This window comes from Novosphingobium sp. CCH12-A3 (genome assembly GCF_001556015.1).
GTDB lineage: Bacteria > Pseudomonadota > Alphaproteobacteria > Sphingomonadales > Sphingomonadaceae > Novosphingobium > Novosphingobium subterraneum.
On record NZ_LSIA01000315.1, the window covers coordinates 1 to 16,523 of the forward strand.

Genomic DNA, 16,523 nt, shown 5'->3' on the forward strand with positions numbered 1-16,523 from the left:
AGTGCCGGCCTGTCACGCCGGAGGTCGCGGGTTCGAGCCCCGTCACTCGCGCCACGTCAGATGCGATGCAAAGGGCGCCTCAGGGCGCCCTTTCGCGTTCAGAGCGCCTAACCCTTGAATGGCGCGGTGTCGAAGTAATCGCGCCACTTCACGATCTTGCCGTCAAGCACCTCGAAAATGCCCATGAGGCGCAAGGATACGAAAGTCTCGCCTGCAGCGTTGATCATGTGGTCAACTCGCTCGGTCAGGACCGTATTGCCGTTGGCAGCAATCGCCAGCATGTCGACCTTGATGCGCGCAATCCCCATGTCGTTTTCGAAGCCTGCGACCAGCGCAAGGCCTTGCTCGATGCCGATGGTGTGGGTCATCCCCACGTTTTCGTAGTCGGTCTGCTCTGTGAAGTATTCCCGCACCGCAGCGGCAAATCCGCCGGGTTGCTCCCACATCGCGCAGAAGGCTTCGACGGTTTCAATTGGACCAGGCATGCCATTCTCCCCTTGCGTTAGGCAAAAGGGTAAGGAATCGCGTTGCACTGTCCAGCAACCTTTGCGCTCAACCCCAGCGGCCGGTTTCCATCCAGATCAGGAAGCGCCGCAGCGGCAGGAGCCAGACGGTTCCAAGCACGATGTAGGCAAGGGTCTGCAGCAGGACGTGCCATTGCCCGATGACGCCGGACAAAGCAGCGACGCCCAACGCATATACGATCAGGCCCAGGACCAGACCGAGAATGCCAATGGGCTTGCGCCAGGTCGGCTTGTAATCTTCCCTCACCTTTGGCGCTCCCACGGACCATAGATTCGCGTCGGCGTTACCACGGCATGCAGCGGCGCGTCATGCGCCTCGCGGGGCAGGTGCTCGACCAGCTGGCAGTCCCAGGCAAGGCCGATGGGAAGGGTGGACGGATGCGCTTCAAGCCAGCGGTCGTAATGACCGCCGCCCTGGCCCAGGCGCCCACCATCGGCGCTGAAAGCAACCAGGGGCACGAACAGCACTTCGGGCACGACCTCCGCGGCATCCTCTGCTGGTTGGACTATGCCCTTCCACGGTCCGGGCGCGAGCAGTTCGTCCACCCACGGCGAACTCCACTCGCGAAACACCATCGGCGACGAGCGGTCGGCAAACCACGGCAGCGCGATCTTGTGACCGGCCTCATGCAGCACCTGCGCGTAGGCGGTTGCCGGTGCCTCTGCCGGGCCGGCGAGATAGATCCCGACGGTCGCGCCTTCCGGTACCATCGCCATGACGGGCGAGGGCGGCCGGCGGAACATCAGCGCCTTCACGCGGGCATCGAGCGCTGCGACGTGGGCATTGCGCCGCGCTCTAAATTCGGTGCGCAACGCATTCTTGGCTTCCACAAGGTGCTCCGGACAGAAAGGAGGGGGTGACGGGCCCACCATGGGTCGTTTGCTCGGAAAATCCTCTGACGCCTCGACGTCAGGTGGGGACCGCTTGCCCGGGACCAGGATCCCAGACAGGGGCAGCCCCCTTGGATTGCTTATAGCCTCAGGGATGTTCATGCGGCTCGTGCCGGGCAGATCCCGTCACGACCTAGTTAGGCGCTGACTGGCCCTTGCTCAAGGGCGGCAGCGAGTTTTTCGATGCGTTCTGCCAATGCGTTGACGCGATCGACCATGGCAGGGTCGATTTCTGTGCTTTCGATCGAGGCGGGAGCGGGCGTTACCGGTTGTGCGGCATCAGGGGCAGGAGCGCTCTTGTGCGCTTCGTGCAGCTCGTCTGCCATCATCAATGCCGCGAACAGAAGCATCCGCGTCTCGCTTTGCTGGCCACCGATCTTGCGAGCACGTTCGTCGACCATGCGGCCGAGCATCTCGATATGGGCTTCCTCGCCGTCAGCGCAGGACACCGCGAAGTTGCGGCCGCCGATCGGTAGACTGACGTTGCTCATGACAGGGGGCTCATGATCGGGGGCTCATTTCGGAAGACCTGCCAGCAACAGATCAAGCTGTCGCAATTCCTGGGCGACCGTGTCCTTCAGGCGTCGATGACGAACCTTGAGCAGCGCCAGCTCTTCGCCCGCTGCAACCCCTGTGGTTCCCTGTTGCGCGACCGCTCCTTCGACCCGCACGAGCGCCTGCTCAAGCCGGTCCAGAGCGGCGCCGAGTGCTTCCGTCGCCATGGCTTGGCACGCTAGCACAATCGCATGGACGCGCAACACCATGGCAGGACTGCGCCGGGGAAAGTCGGGCGCAGAAGCTCATATTGTGCATCTGCAATAAAGAAGCCGCCCTGCCAGCCTTGACCCTCGGCCCCATGGTGACCAAAGAGACCCCGCTCCGAATCACCGGATTCATGCGGCCACAGCCGTTCGGCCGCTCGCAGGGAAGGGCTTTTTCAGCATGACACGCGATTCCACCGCGCTGGCTCCCATGGCCAACGCGATCCGTGCGCTTGCCATGGACGCGGTTCAGGCAGCCAATTCCGGTCACCCCGGCATGCCCATGGGCATGGCCGACGTGGCGACGGTGCTGTGGACGCAGTTCCTGAAGCACGATCCTGCCGCGCCGAAGTGGTCCGACCGTGACCGCTTCATACTGTCGGCCGGTCACGGCTCGATGCTGATCTATGCGCTCCTTCACCTGACGGGCTACGAAAGCCCGACGATGGAGGACATCCGCAAGTTCCGCCAGATCGATAGCGTCTGCGCCGGTCACCCCGAGAACTTCCTGATCCCGGGCGTCGAATGCACCACCGGCCCGCTGGGGCAGGGCCTTGCCATGGCCGTCGGCTTCGCAATGGCGGAGCGTCATCTCAACGCGCAGTTCGGTGATGACCTGGTTGACCACCACACCTGGGTTGTCGCCGGTGACGGGTGCCTCATGGAAGGCATCAACCACGAAGCCGTGGGCCTTGCCGGGACGCTCAAGCTCGGCCGCCTCAATGTCCTGTGGGACGACAACAAGATCACCATCGATGGCGACACGTCGCTGTCGACCACCGAAGACATCCTCGGACGCTACACTGCTTCAGGCTGGCACGTGACCTCGTGCGACGGTCATGACTTTGCCGACATCGCCCGCGCCCTTGCCGAAGCCAAGGCAGATCCGCGTCCGTCGCTGGTCGCCTGCCGTACGGTGATCGGCAAAGGTGCGCCCAACAAGCAGGGTGGCCATAACGTCCACGGCGCGCCGCTCGGCGCTGACGAAATCGCCGCCGCCCGCGATTATCTTGGTTGGACTTCGGCGCCGTTCGAAATCCCGGCAGATATCCTTGCCAACTGGCGCACGTCGGCAGAAGCCGGCAAGGCCGCTCGCGCCGAGTGGGAAAAGCGCGCTGCAGCCAACCCGCAGTCCGCCGAACTCGCCCGCCGCATGGCAGGTGACCTTCCGGCCGATACCGGTTTCGATGCCTACATCCAGTCGCTGATCGCCACCCCGCCCAAGGTTGCGACCCGCAAGTCCAGCGAAATGGCGCTCGAGGCGTTCACTGCAAACGTGCCCGAGATGGTCGGTGGTTCGGCGGACCTTACCGGTTCGAACAACACCAAGACCAAGTCGACCGCCCCGTTCACGCCGGAAAGCTATGACGGCCGTTATGTCTATTACGGCATCCGCGAATTCGGCATGGCCGCCGCGATGAACGGCATGGCGCTGCACGGAGGAATCATTCCCTACGGCGGCACCTTCCTGGTGTTTTCCGACTATTGCCGCAACGCCGTGCGCATGTCGGCCCTGCAGCACGTTCGCGCGATCTACGTGTTCACCCACGATTCGATCGGCCTTGGCGAAGACGGCCCGACCCATCAGCCGGTCGAGCATGTCATGAGCCTGCGCATGATTCCGAACCTGCTGGTGTTCCGCCCGGCCGACGCCATCGAAACGGCGGAAGCGTGGGCCCTGGCCTTGGCCAACAAGGATCGCCCGTCGGTCCTCGCGCTGACCCGCCAGAACCTGCCGCCGGTCCGCTTCGACGCCGAAATGAAGAGTGCCAAGGGCGCCTATCGTCTCGTCTCGTCTTCGGCCGCACGCAAGGTCGTGCTGCTGGCAACCGGCTCCGAAGTCGAAGTGGCGATGAAAGTTGCTGCAGCTCTGGAAGAAAAGGGCCTCGGCGCCGACGTTGTCTCGGTTCCGTGCTGGGAACTGTTCGACGAACAGGACGCCGCCTACAAGGCAGACCTCCTGCCTGCCGACGCGCTCAAGGTCTCGATCGAGGCTGGCGTCACTCTTGGCTGGCAGAAGTATGTCGGTGATGGCCTGTCGATCGGCATCGATACCTTCGGCGCTTCGGCTCCGATCGACGCCCTCTATGATCACTTCGGCCTTACCGCCGAAAAGATTGTCCCGCAGATCCTCTCGCGGGTTTCGTAATTCAAACAGGAGATACCTGACATGGCGATCAAGGTTGCAATCAACGGTTTCGGACGCATCGGGCGCAATGTCGCCCGCGCCATCCTCGAACGGCCCGATTGCGGCCTTGAGCTGGTCTCGATCAACGACCTGGCCGATGCCAAGGCCAACGCCCTTCTGTTCAAGCGCGACAGCGTCCACGGCGCGTTCGCGGGCGACGTTTCGGTCGACGGCAACGATCTGATCGTCAACGGCAAGCGCATTCAGGTGACCGCCGAGAAGGACCCGGCCAACCTGCCTCACGCCGCCAACGGCATCGACATCGCGCTGGAATGCACCGGTTTCTTCACCGATCGCGCCGGCGGCCAGAAGCACATCGATGCAGGCGCCAAGCGCGTGCTCATCTCGGCACCGGCCAAGGGTGTCGACCTGACGGTCGTCTATGGCGTGAACCACGACAAGCTGACCGGCGATCACCTGATCGTCTCGAACGCCTCGTGCACGACCAACTGCCTCGCGCCGATGGCCAAGGTCCTGCATGAATCGATCGGCATCGAGCGCGGCCTGATGACCACGATCCACTCGTACACCAACGACCAGAAGATTCTCGACCAGATCCACAAGGACCCGCGTCGTGCCCGTGCCGCTGCCATGAACATGATCCCGACGAGCACCGGCGCCGCCGTTGCCGTGGGTGAAGTACTGCCCGATCTCAAGGGCAAGCTCGACGGTTCGTCGATCCGCGTCCCGACCCCGAACGTCTCGGTCGTTGACCTGACCTTCACGCCGAAGCGCGACACCACCGTCGAGGAAGTCAACGGCCTGCTCAAGGCCGCTGCCGAAGGTGCACTGAAGGGCGTGCTGGGCTACACGGAAGAGCCGCTGGTCTCGATCGACTTCAACCACGATCCGCACTCGTCGACCATCGACAGCCTCGAGACCGCCGTGCTTGAAGGCAAGCTGGTTCGCGTCCTGTCGTGGTACGATAACGAGTGGGGCTTCTCCAACCGCGTGCTCGACACCGCGGGCGCGATGGCGAAGTTCCTCTGAGGAACTGACGCGATGAGCGGGCGTCTCGGAGGCATTGCACGGCATGACCGGCCGCGCGGGCCTATCGAGACGCTCGATCACGTTTCCGTCACGCGCGAACTTGGTGTTCGCGGTGACCTGCGCGGGGCGATCCGTCCCGGCAAATCGGGACGCAGGCAGGTCTCGCTGATCGAAGCCGAAAGTTGGGATGCCGCGCTGGCGGACCTCAAGCTGACCGCAGATCAAATGCTTCCCTGGCACGTGCGCCGAGCGAACCTGCTGGTCCGTGGCATCCGCTTGCCCCGCGAGGCGGGGAAGGTCATCGCCATTGGCAAGAGCCTGCGGATCGAGACAACCTGCGAATGCGACCCGTGCAGCCGCATGGACCAAATACTGCCCGGCCTGAAACTCGCGCTGATGCCTGACTGGCGCGGCGGGGTGCTCGGCCGGGTGATCAGCGATGGCGAAATTGCCGTCGGCGACGAAGTGAGGATCGAGGAATGAGCTTCAAGACTCTGGACGATATCGGCGATCTGACCGGCAAGACCGTGCTGGTTCGCGAGGACCTCAACGTGCCGATGCAGGACGGCGTGGTGAGCGACGACACGCGCCTTCGCGCCACCGTTGCCACGCTGAACGAACTATCGGACAAGGGCGCCAAGGTTCTGGTCCTGGCGCATTTCGGCCGTCCGAAGGGGCAGCCTTCGGACGAATTCTCGCTGAAGAAGTTGGCAGAGCCATTGTCTCACGTGCTGGGCCGCCCGGTAAGCTACATCGATTGGGAAGGCGACAAGGCTGCGGTCGCGGCGCTTGCGCCGGGGGCTATCGCGGTGCTTGAAAATACCCGCTTCTTCGGCGGCGAGGAGAAGAACGATCAGGCTGTGATCGAGCGCTTCGCCAGCCTCGGCGATATCTACGTCAACGATGCCTTCTCGGCTGCACACCGCGCCCACGCCTCGACCGAAGGCCTGGCCCACGTGCTGCCCGCTTACGCTGGTCGCGCCATGGAGGCCGAACTCAAGGCTCTGCAGAAGGCCCTGGGCGAGCCGGAACGTCCGGTCGCGGCCGTTGTCGGCGGTGCCAAGGTCTCGACCAAGCTCGATGTGCTCAAGCATCTCGTGACCAAGGTCGATCACCTGATCATCGGTGGTGGCATGGCCAACACGTTCCTGGCGGCACGTGGCGTAAACGTCGGCAAGTCGCTGTGCGAACACAACCTGACCGGCACCGCCGAGGAAATCCTCGACAATGCCGACAAGACGGGCTGCACTGTCCACCTGCCTTACGACGTGGTTGTGTCCAAGGAATTCGCGGCCAACCCCGCCAGCTTGCGTACCTGCAACGTCCATGAGGTTGCCGAGGATGAGATGATCCTCGACGTGGGGCCTGCCGCCGTCGAGGCTCTGGGCGACGCGTTGAAGACCTGCCGTACGCTGGTGTGGAACGGTCCGATGGGCGCGTTCGAGACCGAGCCGTTCGATGCGGCCACTGTCGCTCTGGCCAAGACGGCCGCTGCGCTGACAAAGGAAGGGTCGCTGGTTTCGGTTGCGGGTGGTGGAGACACTGTGGCCGCGCTCAACCACGCCGGTGTTGCCGCCGATTTCAGCTACATATCGACGGCCGGCGGCGCGTTCCTCGAATGGATGGAAGGCAAGGAACTGCCGGGCGTGGCAGCCCTCGAACGTTAAAAAATTCCGGAGCGCGTGTTGCACTGCGGCACGCGCTCCTTTATGGCGCATATCCGCATAGGTATGCGCCATTTCAGACGCTCTTCGGACTTCGGGAGCGTCTTTCAAAAGCGCTTTTACGCATAGGTATGCGGAGACGGAATTCCGCCGTTTCTGCAAGGAACAGGACCCGCTGATGATCACGACCGAAATGACCGCGAAGATGGCCTCCGGCAACGGCTTCATTGCCGCACTTGACCAGTCGGGCGGTTCGACGCCGAAGGCTCTTAAGGGCTATGGCATCGAAGAAGGCGCGTGGGCCTCGGAAGAGGAAATGTTCGGCCTGATCCACGAAATGCGCGCCCGCATCATTCGTTCGGATGCTTTTTCGGGTGAGAAGGTCATCGGCGCCATCCTGTTCGAGCGTACGATGGACGGCACGGTTGATGGCAAGTCGGTTCCGCAGGCGCTGATCGAAAAGGGCGTCGTGCCCTTCATCAAGATCGACAAGGGTCTCGAGGACGAGGCAAACGGCGTCCAGCTGATGAAGCCGATGCCGACACTTGACGACCTGCTGACCCGTTCGAAGGCTCTGGGCGTCTATGGGACCAAGAAACGCTCGGTCATCAACTCGGCCAACCGCGAAGGCATTTCTGCCGTGGTTGCACAGCAGTTCGAAGTCGGCAAGCAGGTGCTCAGCCACGGCATGATGCCGATCATCGAGCCTGAGGTAAACATCAAGAGCGAGACCCGCGCCGAGTGCGACGCGATCCTGCTGGAAGAAATCCTCAAGAACCTCGATGCCCTGCCCGAAGGCACGCAGGTGATGCTCAAGCTGTCGCTGCCGATTGTGCCGTGCACGTTCGACCCGCTCGTCGCGCACCCCAAGGTGCTTCGCGTGGTGGCCCTGTCGGGCGGATACAAGCGTCCCGAGGCTTGCGTCGAGCTTGCCAAGAACACCGGCATCATCGCCAGCTTCAGCCGCGCCCTGCTTGAAGACTTGCGTCACCAGATGACCGACGCGGAATTCGACGCTTCGCTCGCTGCGGCAATCGACGAAATCTATACCGGCTCGACGCAGAAGACCCTCGTCGCCGCCTGATTGCCGTTTGAGAGGACGGAAAGGCCACCCCGTCACCGGCACAGCCGGGGCGGGGTGTTTTATTGTGGGGTTATCGCGCGACGCTGAAGTGAAACAGGTAGTCCGATGGTTTCAGCTTCTTGCCAGCAAGACGGCCCGGCTCGACTGTATCGAGCATGATCCCGTCGGTCGGCTCACCAAGAGTGAAGCGCCTGGTATCGAACGTGCCGCCGCGCTGCAGGGTTGCTTCGACGATCACGCGGCCAGCCCAGACGCAACGCGCATTCATCGGACAACGGCTGTCTTCGATCAGCGAATCGACGCGGACCTTGTCGGCGCCGACGAGCGTTGTCTGGCCAACCATCGCGTTCCCATCGGTGCGTTCTGGTTTCGTGGTGGTGGCGCAGGCGGCAAGAGCAACCGCAGGGACAAGGGCAAGGAAGGCTTTGGTCATCCCCCGACAATGCTCCCGCCGGATGAACCGTTCCGGAACCGAAGTTGCAGCAGCGACGGCTAACCGATAAGGCGCGCGCCATGGCAAAGCTTTCCTCCGAACTCTACCTGATCTCGCCCCTCGATGTTGCGGGCACTTTTCCAGACAGGCTCGTGCGCGCCCTTGATGCAGGGCCGGTGGCCGCATTCCAGTTCCGGGTGAAGGACGTGGACGAGCACGAGGCTGCGCGCCTTGCCGAGCCGCTCCAGCGCATCTGCGCGGACCGTGACGTGGCTTTCATCGTCAACGATTCGATCAGCCTGGCCAAGCGTCTCGGTGCCGACGGCGTGCATCTTGGGCAAGATGATGGTGACGTGAAGGACGCCCGCGACCGCCTAGGCCGTAATGCGCAGATTGGCGTTACCTGCCACGACAGCCGGCATCTCGCCATGGACGCGGGCGAGGCGGGGGCGGACTATGTTGCCTTCGGCGCCTTCTTTCTTTCCAGCACCAAGGACACCAAGCACGTCGCCGGACTCGACCTCCTCGAATGGTGGCAGTCGATCTTCGAATTGCCGTGCGTTGCGATCGGAGGAATCACGCCCCAGAATTGCGCACCGCTGATACAGGCCGGCGCTGATTTTCTGGCGGTCAGCAATGCGGTGTGGGGTGGCGACGAAGCGGCCAACGTGGCAGCTTTCTTCGACACCATCCGGGCAAATCCGCGACTGAACGAGGACAGCTGACGGAACCGGCGGTAAGGGCAGGGGGTTCTGGAGAGGCAATGTCTCCGGAGCGCCAATGTCCCGTTTCAACCTAGCCGCGTCGTCCTTACTCGTACTGAGTGCCCTGAGCCTCAGCGCCTGCAATTCGAACAAGCCTGAACCAGCCCCGAGCGAGACGGTGGCAAGTACGCCTGCGTTCGCGGTTCCCATGGCGTCGAACGATCCCGCCCCGGGTCAGCCGCCACAACAGGAAGACGCGGCGCGTCCGGTCATGCAGGCGCAAGTAGTTTTGGAACGGCTCGGGTTCTCACCCGGCATCATCGACGGCAAGACCGGCCTATCGACGACAAATGCCGTGAGCGGTTTCCAGAAGGCAAACGACCTGCCTGTGACTGGCAAGTTCGATGATGCCACGATGAAGGCCCTGTCGCGCTGGTCGAATATTGCGGCAACACGCGTCGTCACGATTCCCGAAGAGTTCGCCGCAGGCCGCTATGCACCGCTGCCCAAGGACCCGGCGCAGCAGGCCAAGCTTTCGGAAATCGGCTACACATCGCTCGAGGAGAAGCTGGCCGAGCGCTTTCATACCACGCCAGAGGTGTTGCGGGGATTGAATCCCGCCCTGGCGCAAGAAGCAGCAGCGCGCGAAGCTTCAATGAAAGAGCGCCAGACTCGCAACCCGCCCACAGCCGACACACCCCCGGTCGAACCGTACCGCGCCGGAATGCAGCTTCGCGTGCCTAACACCGGTGGCGACCGCCTTGATCCCGGCATGGTCGATAACAAGGGCTGGCTTTCGACACTGGCCATGCTTGGCGTGAGCGACGCTCAGCCTGAAGCTGCGCGCATCGTCGTCAGCAAGTCCAAGGGGACTCTCGAAGCCTACGACAAGTCGGACAAGCTGGTGGCCGTCTTCACCGTGACAACCGGCTCTTCCCATGATCCACTGCCGCTCGGCGACTGGAAGATCAACGGAACGTCCTACAACCCCGAATTTTCTTACGACGCCAGCCTGTTCTGGGACGTGCCCGACAGCAAGGGTGAACATCTCCTTCCGCCCGGACCGAACGGCCCCGTGGGCGTTGTCTGGATCGACCTTTCCAAGGAGCACTACGGCATCCACGGCACCCCTGAGCCGCAGACCATCGGACGCGCTGAAAGCCACGGCTGCGTTCGCCTGACGAACTGGGACGCAGCCCGGCTCGCGCAGATGGTAACGGGTGCGACGAAGGTTTCGTTTGTAAGCTGATGCCGCTTCCCATGCGTGCTTCATCGTGCAAGACAGGCCACCTGTTACACCGGATGGAGCGGAAATGAGCGGCATGGTCCCAAGGGAACTGACACTTCGTGGCGTGGTGCTGGGCGCGATCCTGACGATCGTGTTCACGGCCGCCAACGTCTACCTTGGCTTGCGTATCGGCCTGACGTTCGCGACTTCAATCCCTGCGGCTGTGATCTCCATGGCTGTTCTGCGTGCGTTTTCGGGCGCAACCATCCAGGAGAACAACATCGTCCAGACGATTGCGAGTTCGGCGGGCACGCTATCGGCGATCGTGTTCGTACTCCCCGGCCTCGTCATGGTCGGTTGGTGGGCAGACTTTCCCTACTGGGAGTCGGTCGCAGTCATTGCCGTCGGCGGCATCCTCGGCGTGATGTACTCGGTGCCGCTGCGCCGAGCCTTGGTGACCGGGTCCGACCTTCCCTATCCCGAAGGCGTTGCCGCCGCTGAAGTTCTCAAGGTGGGGGCAGGGGTCGGTGGCGCGGAGGAGAACCGGAAGGGTCTTGCTGCAGTGACTGCAGGAGGGCTCCTCGCTGCGCTCTACCCGTTGCTCGCCAAGATGAAGCTGGCCGTCGAGGAAGTGGGAGGGGCGTTCAAGGTCGGAACCGGCGGCTCGATGTTGACCGGTGGACTGTCGCTCGCCCTGGTCGGCGTTGGCCACCTCGTTGGACTTGCCGTCGGTATCGCCATGCTCGTCGGTATCGTGATCAGCTTCGGCATTCTGCTTCCACAACTGACGGCAGGCGGGATTCCGGCCGGAACCGAACTGTCCGAATTCGTCGGCACGGTTTTCCGCCAGAAGATCCGCTTCATCGGCGCTGGCACGATCGGTGTCGCGGCGATCTGGACGCTGCTTCGCGTAATTGGACCGATCGTGAAGGGAGTGACTGCGGCCATCGCTGCCAACCGCGCCCGCAGCGGTGCCGGAATGGGCAGCCTTGACCTGACCGAGCGTGACATTCCCATCGGCATCGTGGGAGGAACCATCATTGCGGCGATGATCCCGATTGCCCTGCTGCTGGCAGACTTCGCCACCGGAGGCCCGGTCGCGGCCGCGCTCGGGCTATCGCTGATCGCGTCGGTAATCTACGTACTCGTCGCCGGCATCATCATCGCCTCGGTCTGCGGTTACATGGCCGGCCTGATCGGCGCGTCGAACAGCCCGATTTCCGGCGTTGGAATCCTCGCCGCGCTTGGCATCTCGCTCCTTCTCCTTGGCCTGTTCGGACGAGGCCTGGGCGAGGATGACACCAAGGCGCTGGTCGCCTTCGCCCTGTTCGTCACCGCCATCGTGTTCGGCGTCGCGACGATCTCCAACGACAACCTGCAGGACCTCAAGACCGGCCAGCTCGTCGGCGCAACGCCGTGGCGTCAGCAGGTCGCTCTCGTGTTGGGCGTGCTGTTCGGGGCACTCGTGATCCCGCCGATCCTAGACCTGCTCAACTCAACCTTCGGCTTCCAGGGAGCGCCAGGCGCAGGCGAGAACGCGCTTTCGGCCCCGCAGGCCTCGCTGATCTCCGCCATTGCCCAAGGGGTGCTCGGCGGCAATCTTGACTGGAACCTCGTCGGCCTCGGCGCCGCGATCGGCGTGGGCGTTATCTTCGTCGACGAGATTCTGAAGCGTACCGGCAACCGCTCGCTCCCGCCGCTCGCTGTCGGCATGGGCATGTACCTGCCAACCTCGGTCACGGCGATGGTGATCCTTGGCGCGGTACTTGGCCACCTTTACAATGGATGGGCCGCCCGCCAGTCCGCGCCCGAATTTGCCGAGCGCATGGGCGTCCTCACCGCCACCGGCCTGATCGTCGGTGACAGCCTGTTCAACATTGCCTACGCCGCAATCGTCGCGGCTACCGACAATCCCGATGCCCTGGCTGTGGTCGAGGACTTCCCGGGCGCGCTGCCATTCGGCGTGATCGCGTTCGGGAGCATCATCGCCTACGCCTACTGGCGCATGCGGCGTGACAGTGCCGTGGGATCAGCCTGAGGTAGAGAGGTTGACCGGCCCGGCATGAACGCAACGCAGGTTGAGTTGCGTATCGTCCGTCGCCAGTTCGCGCAGGATTTCCTCGCCGTCCATCTGGAAGCGGCGGCCGGCGAACACGCCGCTGGTGATCGTCACCCGGTCTGCCAGGCGCAGATAGGTGCCGCGCGATCCATCAGGTGCGATATAGCTCGAATCCGGGATCGTCTTGAACCCCAGTTCAGGCTTCTCGACCGGAAGCACCGCGGCATCGCCCGGCACTTCGCAAGTCCAGCCGCCCTTGGGCAGGACCATCAGCCTGCCGCCCGGCACCGCCTGGGCAACGCCAGCAAGACCGAGAACTCCGACTGCGAAAACAACCATGCGCTTCATGCTCGTTGCGCTAGCACGTGGCAGCAGCGTTGGGCAATCGCGCTTGAAGCTTTGGGCCCGAACCGCTAAGGGCCGCGCTTCCCTACTCACGGTAAGGCTCTTTCCATCATGAAGATCAGCGGCGTGGACATCCGTCCGGGCAATATCCTGGAATACGAAAAGGGCATCTGGAAGGTCGCCAAGACCCAGCATACCCAGCCCGGCAAGGGCGGCGCCTTCATGCAGGTCGAGATGAAGAACCTCATCGACGGCCGGAAGACCAACGTCCGCTTCCGCAGCGCCGACACTGTCGAGCGCGTCCGCCTCGACACCAAGGACTTCCAGTTCCTTTACGCCGAGGGCGAGGACCTGGTGTTCATGGACGTCGAGACCTACGACCAGATCAACCTGCCCAAGGATCTGCTCGGCGATGCCGCAGCGTTCCTGCAGGATGGCATGACCGTTCTTCTCGAAATGTATGACGAGCGCCCGATCTCGGTGCAGCTGCCGGAACAGGTGGAAGCCACCATCGTCGAAGCCGACGCCGTGGTGAAGGGCCAGACCGCCTCTTCGTCGTACAAGCCCGCCATCCTCGACAATGGCGTGCGCGTGATGGTGCCGCCGCACATCGAGAGCGGCACGCGCATCGTCGTCGATGTGTATGAGCGCAGCTACGTCGGCAAGGCGAACTGATCGATGGCAGCCATTTCCGGCCTGATCCGCGTGATGGAGCGCGCGGCGCGCAAGGCGGGTGGCCGCCTGCGCCGCGACTTCGGCGAGATCGAGCATCTTCAGGTCAGCAAGAAGGGCCCGGCGGACTTCGTCTCGAAGGCCGACCAGCACGCCGAACGCACGCTGTGGGATGATCTCCGCGCGGCACGTCCGGGCTGGGGCTTCCTGATGGAAGAAGGTGGTGAGATCGCCGGTGAGCCGGGCAAGCCGCGCTTCATCATCGATCCGCTCGACGGCACCAGCAATTTCCTCCATGGCATTCCGCATTTCGCGATCTCGATCGCCGTGCAGGAACCCACGCTGGACGGGAAGGGCTGGGGCGAAGTCACCGCAGCGCTCGTCTATCAGCCGATCACCGACGAAAGCTTCTGGGCCGAAAAGTCGCAAGGTGCATGGCTGCAGGACCGCCGGTTGCGCGTTTCGGCGCGTCGCCATCTCGACGAGGCGCTGATTGCCACTGGCATTCCGTTCTCCGGCCGGGGTGACATGGGTGAATGGATTCGCATCTACAGCGAGTTGGGCCCCCGCATTGCCGGTATCCGCCGTTTCGGCGTCGCCTCGCTCGACCTTGCCTGGGTCGCAGCGGGCCGCTTCGACGGATTCTGGGAATCCGGTCTCTATCCCTGGGATACGGCAGCAGGTTGCCTTCTCGTGCGCGAAGCCGGCGGTTTCGTGTCCGATTACAAGGGGCGCTCGCACCCGATCTGCGACGAGACGATCCTCGCCGGCAACGATGCGCTGCACTCGAAGCTCCACAAGCTTCTTGTTGGCGCACTCCGTAACGCTTGACGTTGCAGGACGGCGCTGGCTAAGGCCGGTGCCGTCCAGTGCCCCTGTGGCGGAATGGTAGACGCGAACGACTCAAAATCGTTTGTAGAAATACGTGCCCGTTCGAGTCGGGCCAGGGGCACCATTCCCTAATCGACAGCATCCGATCCGGATCGCAGCGCCGATTGCGCGGCAAGCGCGCTGACCTGCTCGGGCGTCGGCGTCATCTGCCCCTGTTCCAGGCGCTTTTTCCGCTCTTCCTCAAGCTTGCGCAGATAGGCTGCGCGTTGCGCAGGCGTCATCCGGGCAAGCGCAGCCTGGTCAACTTCGATGATGATCGTGCCGGGCGCTGTCGTCATTCCCTCGGGAATGATGCTGCTGTTCCCGCCGGGTCCCCCGCTGCCATCCATCGGCGCGCCGAACTGGCCATTGAACCCGGCCTGTCCCGACGACGACTTGCGCTGGCTGGAGCGGTTGTCCACCAACTTGGCCTTGCCGCTCCGCGCCTTGGCAGCCTGGCGCTCGGCGTGACGGTCAGCCTGTGCCATCGCCTCCTGCGCATCACCGTTGGCGAACACGGCAATCACCGTCGAAAGGGCAACGGTGAGTACCGCAAAGTGGCGGTACATGCGGGGCTGGATACCCAGAAAATGATCAGACGGCGCGGCCATGGCTAAGGGGCATACCTGATGCGCCGTTAAGGATGATGCCCCACAGCATGGTTAGCAAAGAGCTACGGAAATGGCGGAGATGCGCTTGCGTTCCGCCTATGTTCTGGTAATCGCACTGCATGGCCAAACCCAAACGTCGCTTCGTCTGCCAGGCCTGTGGCAGCGTCACCACCCGCTGGCAGGGGCAATGTGTTGATTGCAGCGAATGGAACACGCTTGTCGAAGAAGCGCCGGAAACGATCTTCTCGGCCAAGCATGACCTGTCTAGTGGCGGCCGCCGCGTTGCCTTCGTGCCGCTTGATGCGCCGGTCGCGCTTCCGGTGCGCCGGTCCACAGGCATTGCCGAGTTTGATCGGGCACTGGGCGGCGGGCTTGTTCCCGGTTGTGCTGTCTTGATGGGCGGTGATCCCGGCATCGGCAAGTCAACCTTGCTCCTTCAGGCGGCGGCGCAGATCGCTATGGCCGGAGGCGAGGCGGTCTATATCAGCGGCGAAGAAGCGTCGGATCAGGTTCGCCTGCGGGCTGACCGCCTCGGCCTCGGCAAGGCGCCGATCCAACTGGCTTCGGCTACATCGGTGCGGGACATTCTGACCACGCTGGGATCGATGAACCCGCCCTCGCTGCTGGTGATCGATTCGATCCAGACGATGCATTCGGACCAGATCGAAGGTGCGCCGGGCACGGTCAGCCAGGTTCGCGGATGTGCGTTCGAACTTATCCGTTATGCAAAGGAAACCGGCGTCTCGCTGGTGCTTGTGGGCCACGTTACCAAGGACGGCTCGATCGCGGGCCCGCGCGTGCTCGAACACATGGTCGATGTGGTCATGAGCTTCGAAGGGGAGCGCAGCCACCAGTATCGCATTCTTCGCGCAATCAAGAACCGCTTCGGCGCCGTGGACGAGATCGGCGTCTTCGCAATGGCCGGGGCAGGGCTGGAAGAGGTCGGCAATCCCTCGATGCTGTTCCTTTCGGGGCGCGAGGATCAGGTCGCGGGCAGCGCAGTCTTCCCGGCACTTGAAGGCACGAGGCCGGTGCTGGTTGAAATTCAGGCGCTTACGGTCCGGCTCGCGAGCGGGGCCACACCGCGGCGCGCCGTGGTGGGGTGGGACAGTGGCCGGCTTGCCATGTTGCTGGCGGTGCTCGAAGCCCGATGCGGCTTGAGCTTTTCGACGGCCGAAGTCTATCTCAATGTCGCAGGCGGTTACCGTCTGACCGACCCGGCCGCCGACCTTGCCGTGGCCGCAGCGCTGATCTCCGCCTTGTCGGACCGCCCTTTGCCTGCCGCTTCGATCTGGTTCGGGGAGGTCTCGCTCGCTGGCGAAGTCCGCCCGGTGGCCCACACACCCGTTCGCCTGCGCGAAGCGGCCAAGCTGGGTTTCAGCCTCGGCTGCGGACCCGAAGCAGGCGCGGAAAAGGTCGACGGTCTGCGCTACTCCCCGCTCAAGCTGCTGCCAAATCTCATTGACCGCATAATGGGCGGCTCATAGGCTCGCGGCGCA

The 16,523-nt window shown here is 63.4% G+C and carries 19 protein-coding genes and 1 tRNA gene; 12 read left to right on the top strand and 8 right to left on the bottom strand.

The genetic code is table 11. From position 1 onward, the window contains the following. Positions 1-107 precede the first annotated feature (107 nt). The 5 genes from AX703_RS25945 to AX703_RS25965 all read right to left on the bottom strand — a co-directional run bounded on the left by AX703_RS25945 (position 108) and on the right by AX703_RS25965 (position 2,137). Entirely contained in the window at positions 108-485 is a 378-nt protein-coding gene (locus AX703_RS25945) for a limonene-1,2-epoxide hydrolase family protein (RefSeq protein ID WP_039332276.1), read from the bottom strand. Between the two features lie 67 nt (positions 486-552). Then, positions 553-771 carry a DUF2842 domain-containing protein gene (locus AX703_RS25950; protein WP_062348370.1) on the bottom strand — a complete coding sequence of 73 codons (219 nt, stop codon included), beginning with the start codon at positions 769-771 and terminating at the stop codon, positions 553-555. Continuing rightward, positions 768-1,355, bottom strand: coding sequence for a 5-formyltetrahydrofolate cyclo-ligase (locus tag AX703_RS25955; RefSeq protein WP_193828230.1), 588 nt, complete (start codon positions 1,353-1,355; stop codon positions 768-770). Before AX703_RS25955 ends, AX703_RS25950 begins: the two co-directional genes overlap by 4 nt. 197 nt (positions 1,356-1,552) lie before the next feature. Continuing rightward, a complete protein-coding gene (locus AX703_RS25960) occupies positions 1,553-1,906 on the bottom strand; it encodes a cell division protein ZapA (RefSeq protein WP_062348373.1) in 354 nt (117 codons plus the stop codon). Positions 1,907-1,930: 24 nt separating this feature from the next. Then, the gene (locus AX703_RS25965; protein WP_156452225.1) at positions 1,931-2,137 is read right to left on the bottom strand and encodes a hypothetical protein; all 207 of its coding nucleotides are present in this window, start codon (positions 2,135-2,137) and stop codon (positions 1,931-1,933) included. A 220-nt stretch (positions 2,138-2,357) separates the two neighbouring features. Between AX703_RS25965 and tkt the strand changes: the two genes are divergently transcribed. The 5 genes from tkt (at position 2,358) to AX703_RS25990 (ending at position 8,102) form a co-directional block, all read left to right on the top strand. After that, positions 2,358-4,325 carry a transketolase gene (tkt, locus tag AX703_RS25970; RefSeq protein ID WP_062348378.1) on the top strand — a complete coding sequence of 656 codons (1,968 nt, stop codon included), beginning with the start codon at positions 2,358-2,360 and terminating at the stop codon, positions 4,323-4,325. A gap of 21 nt (positions 4,326-4,346) precedes the next feature. Continuing rightward, complete coding sequence (gap, locus tag AX703_RS25975) at positions 4,347-5,354, top strand: type I glyceraldehyde-3-phosphate dehydrogenase (protein WP_062348379.1); 1,008 nt, start codon at positions 4,347-4,349, stop codon at positions 5,352-5,354. Between the two features lie 12 nt (positions 5,355-5,366). Further along, complete coding sequence (locus AX703_RS25980) at positions 5,367-5,837, top strand: MOSC domain-containing protein (protein ID WP_062348382.1); 471 nt, start codon at positions 5,367-5,369, stop codon at positions 5,835-5,837. Beyond that, positions 5,834-7,021, top strand: a complete 1,188-nt coding sequence (gene pgk, locus AX703_RS25985; RefSeq protein WP_062348384.1) for a phosphoglycerate kinase — start codon at positions 5,834-5,836, stop codon at positions 7,019-7,021. Before AX703_RS25980 ends, pgk begins: the two co-directional genes overlap by 4 nt. Positions 7,022-7,196: 175 nt before the next feature. After that, positions 7,197-8,102 carry a fructose bisphosphate aldolase gene (locus AX703_RS25990; protein ID WP_062348386.1) on the top strand — a complete coding sequence of 302 codons (906 nt, stop codon included), beginning with the start codon at positions 7,197-7,199 and terminating at the stop codon, positions 8,100-8,102. Between the two features lie 70 nt (positions 8,103-8,172). On the opposite strand, the gene AX703_RS25995 is transcribed toward AX703_RS25990, so the two are convergent. Continuing rightward, positions 8,173-8,535 (bottom strand): hypothetical protein, encoded by a 363-nt coding sequence (locus tag AX703_RS25995; protein ID WP_062348389.1) that lies wholly within the window; start codon positions 8,533-8,535, stop codon positions 8,173-8,175. 80 nt (positions 8,536-8,615) lie between these two features. Between AX703_RS25995 and thiE the strand changes: the two genes are divergently transcribed. The 3 genes from thiE (at position 8,616) to AX703_RS26010 (ending at position 12,505) form a co-directional block, all read left to right on the top strand. Beyond that, positions 8,616-9,260, top strand: a complete 645-nt coding sequence (gene thiE / locus AX703_RS26000) for a thiamine phosphate synthase (protein WP_062348391.1) — start codon at positions 8,616-8,618, stop codon at positions 9,258-9,260. Positions 9,261-9,315: 55 nt separating this feature from the next. Then, entirely contained in the window at positions 9,316-10,488 is a 1,173-nt protein-coding gene (locus tag AX703_RS26005) for a L,D-transpeptidase (RefSeq protein ID WP_062348393.1), read from the top strand. A gap of 64 nt (positions 10,489-10,552) precedes the next feature. After that, on the top strand, positions 10,553-12,505 hold the full coding sequence (locus AX703_RS26010) for an OPT family oligopeptide transporter (RefSeq protein WP_062348395.1): 1,953 nt from the start codon (positions 10,553-10,555) through the stop codon (positions 12,503-12,505). Here AX703_RS26010 and AX703_RS26015 read toward each other — a convergent pair. Then, positions 12,497-12,874 carry a hypothetical protein gene (locus AX703_RS26015; RefSeq protein ID WP_052242072.1) on the bottom strand — a complete coding sequence of 126 codons (378 nt, stop codon included), beginning with the start codon at positions 12,872-12,874 and terminating at the stop codon, positions 12,497-12,499. The two genes, AX703_RS26010 and AX703_RS26015, sit on opposite strands and share 9 nt — an antisense overlap. Positions 12,875-12,982: 108 nt before the next feature. On the opposite strand from AX703_RS26015, the gene efp reads away from it, so the two are divergent. From efp to AX703_RS26030, 3 genes are all read left to right on the top strand, one after another. Further along, a complete protein-coding gene (gene efp / locus AX703_RS26020; RefSeq protein ID WP_039332301.1) occupies positions 12,983-13,546 on the top strand; it encodes an elongation factor P in 564 nt (187 codons plus the stop codon). A gap of 3 nt (positions 13,547-13,549) precedes the next feature. Further along, entirely contained in the window at positions 13,550-14,374 is an 825-nt protein-coding gene (locus tag AX703_RS26025; RefSeq protein ID WP_062348398.1) for an inositol monophosphatase family protein, read from the top strand. Between the two features lie 40 nt (positions 14,375-14,414). Next, a tRNA-Leu gene (locus tag AX703_RS26030) sits at positions 14,415-14,498 on the top strand. 4 nt (positions 14,499-14,502) lie between these two features. Here the strand turns inward: AX703_RS26030 and AX703_RS26035 are convergent. Then, positions 14,503-15,024: a hypothetical protein gene (locus AX703_RS26035; RefSeq protein WP_156452226.1), complete on the bottom strand. Its 522-nt coding sequence runs from the start codon at positions 15,022-15,024 to the stop codon at positions 14,503-14,505. A gap of 119 nt (positions 15,025-15,143) precedes the next feature. Between AX703_RS26035 and radA the strand changes: the two genes are divergently transcribed. After that, complete coding sequence (gene radA / locus AX703_RS26040) at positions 15,144-16,511, top strand: DNA repair protein RadA (protein ID WP_062348403.1); 1,368 nt, start codon at positions 15,144-15,146, stop codon at positions 16,509-16,511. The last annotated feature ends 12 nt before the right edge of the window (positions 16,512-16,523 follow it).

Excerpts from the sequence above, each read along its gene's own strand:
- AX703_RS25960 (WP_062348373.1), bottom strand. The coding sequence starts at position 1,906 with ATGAGCAACGTCAGTCTACCGATCGGCGGCCGCAACTTCGCGGTGTCC.
- thiE (WP_062348391.1), top strand. The coding sequence starts at position 8,616 with ATGGCAAAGCTTTCCTCCGAACTCTACCTGATCTCGCCCCTCGATGTT.
- AX703_RS25995 (WP_062348389.1), bottom strand. The coding sequence starts at position 8,535 with ATGACCAAAGCCTTCCTTGCCCTTGTCCCTGCGGTTGCTCTTGCCGCC.
- AX703_RS26035 (WP_156452226.1), bottom strand. The coding sequence starts at position 15,024 with ATGGCCGCGCCGTCTGATCATTTTCTGGGTATCCAGCCCCGCATGTAC.
- tkt (WP_062348378.1), top strand. The coding sequence starts at position 2,358 with ATGACACGCGATTCCACCGCGCTGGCTCCCATGGCCAACGCGATCCGT.
- AX703_RS25990 (WP_062348386.1), top strand. The coding sequence starts at position 7,197 with ATGATCACGACCGAAATGACCGCGAAGATGGCCTCCGGCAACGGCTTC.
- AX703_RS26015 (WP_052242072.1), bottom strand. The coding sequence starts at position 12,874 with ATGAAGCGCATGGTTGTTTTCGCAGTCGGAGTTCTCGGTCTTGCTGGC.
- AX703_RS25945 (WP_039332276.1), bottom strand. The coding sequence starts at position 485 with ATGCCTGGTCCAATTGAAACCGTCGAAGCCTTCTGCGCGATGTGGGAG.
- AX703_RS25965 (WP_156452225.1), bottom strand. The coding sequence starts at position 2,137 with ATGGCGACGGAAGCACTCGGCGCCGCTCTGGACCGGCTTGAGCAGGCG.
- AX703_RS26010 (WP_062348395.1), top strand. The coding sequence starts at position 10,553 with ATGAGCGGCATGGTCCCAAGGGAACTGACACTTCGTGGCGTGGTGCTG.
- gap (WP_062348379.1), top strand. The coding sequence starts at position 4,347 with ATGGCGATCAAGGTTGCAATCAACGGTTTCGGACGCATCGGGCGCAAT.
- radA (WP_062348403.1), top strand. The coding sequence starts at position 15,144 with ATGGCCAAACCCAAACGTCGCTTCGTCTGCCAGGCCTGTGGCAGCGTC.
- AX703_RS26005 (WP_062348393.1), top strand. The coding sequence starts at position 9,316 with ATGTCCCGTTTCAACCTAGCCGCGTCGTCCTTACTCGTACTGAGTGCC.
- efp (WP_039332301.1), top strand. The coding sequence starts at position 12,983 with ATGAAGATCAGCGGCGTGGACATCCGTCCGGGCAATATCCTGGAATAC.
- AX703_RS25980 (WP_062348382.1), top strand. The coding sequence starts at position 5,367 with ATGAGCGGGCGTCTCGGAGGCATTGCACGGCATGACCGGCCGCGCGGG.
- AX703_RS26025 (WP_062348398.1), top strand. The coding sequence starts at position 13,550 with ATGGCAGCCATTTCCGGCCTGATCCGCGTGATGGAGCGCGCGGCGCGC.
- pgk (WP_062348384.1), top strand. The coding sequence starts at position 5,834 with ATGAGCTTCAAGACTCTGGACGATATCGGCGATCTGACCGGCAAGACC.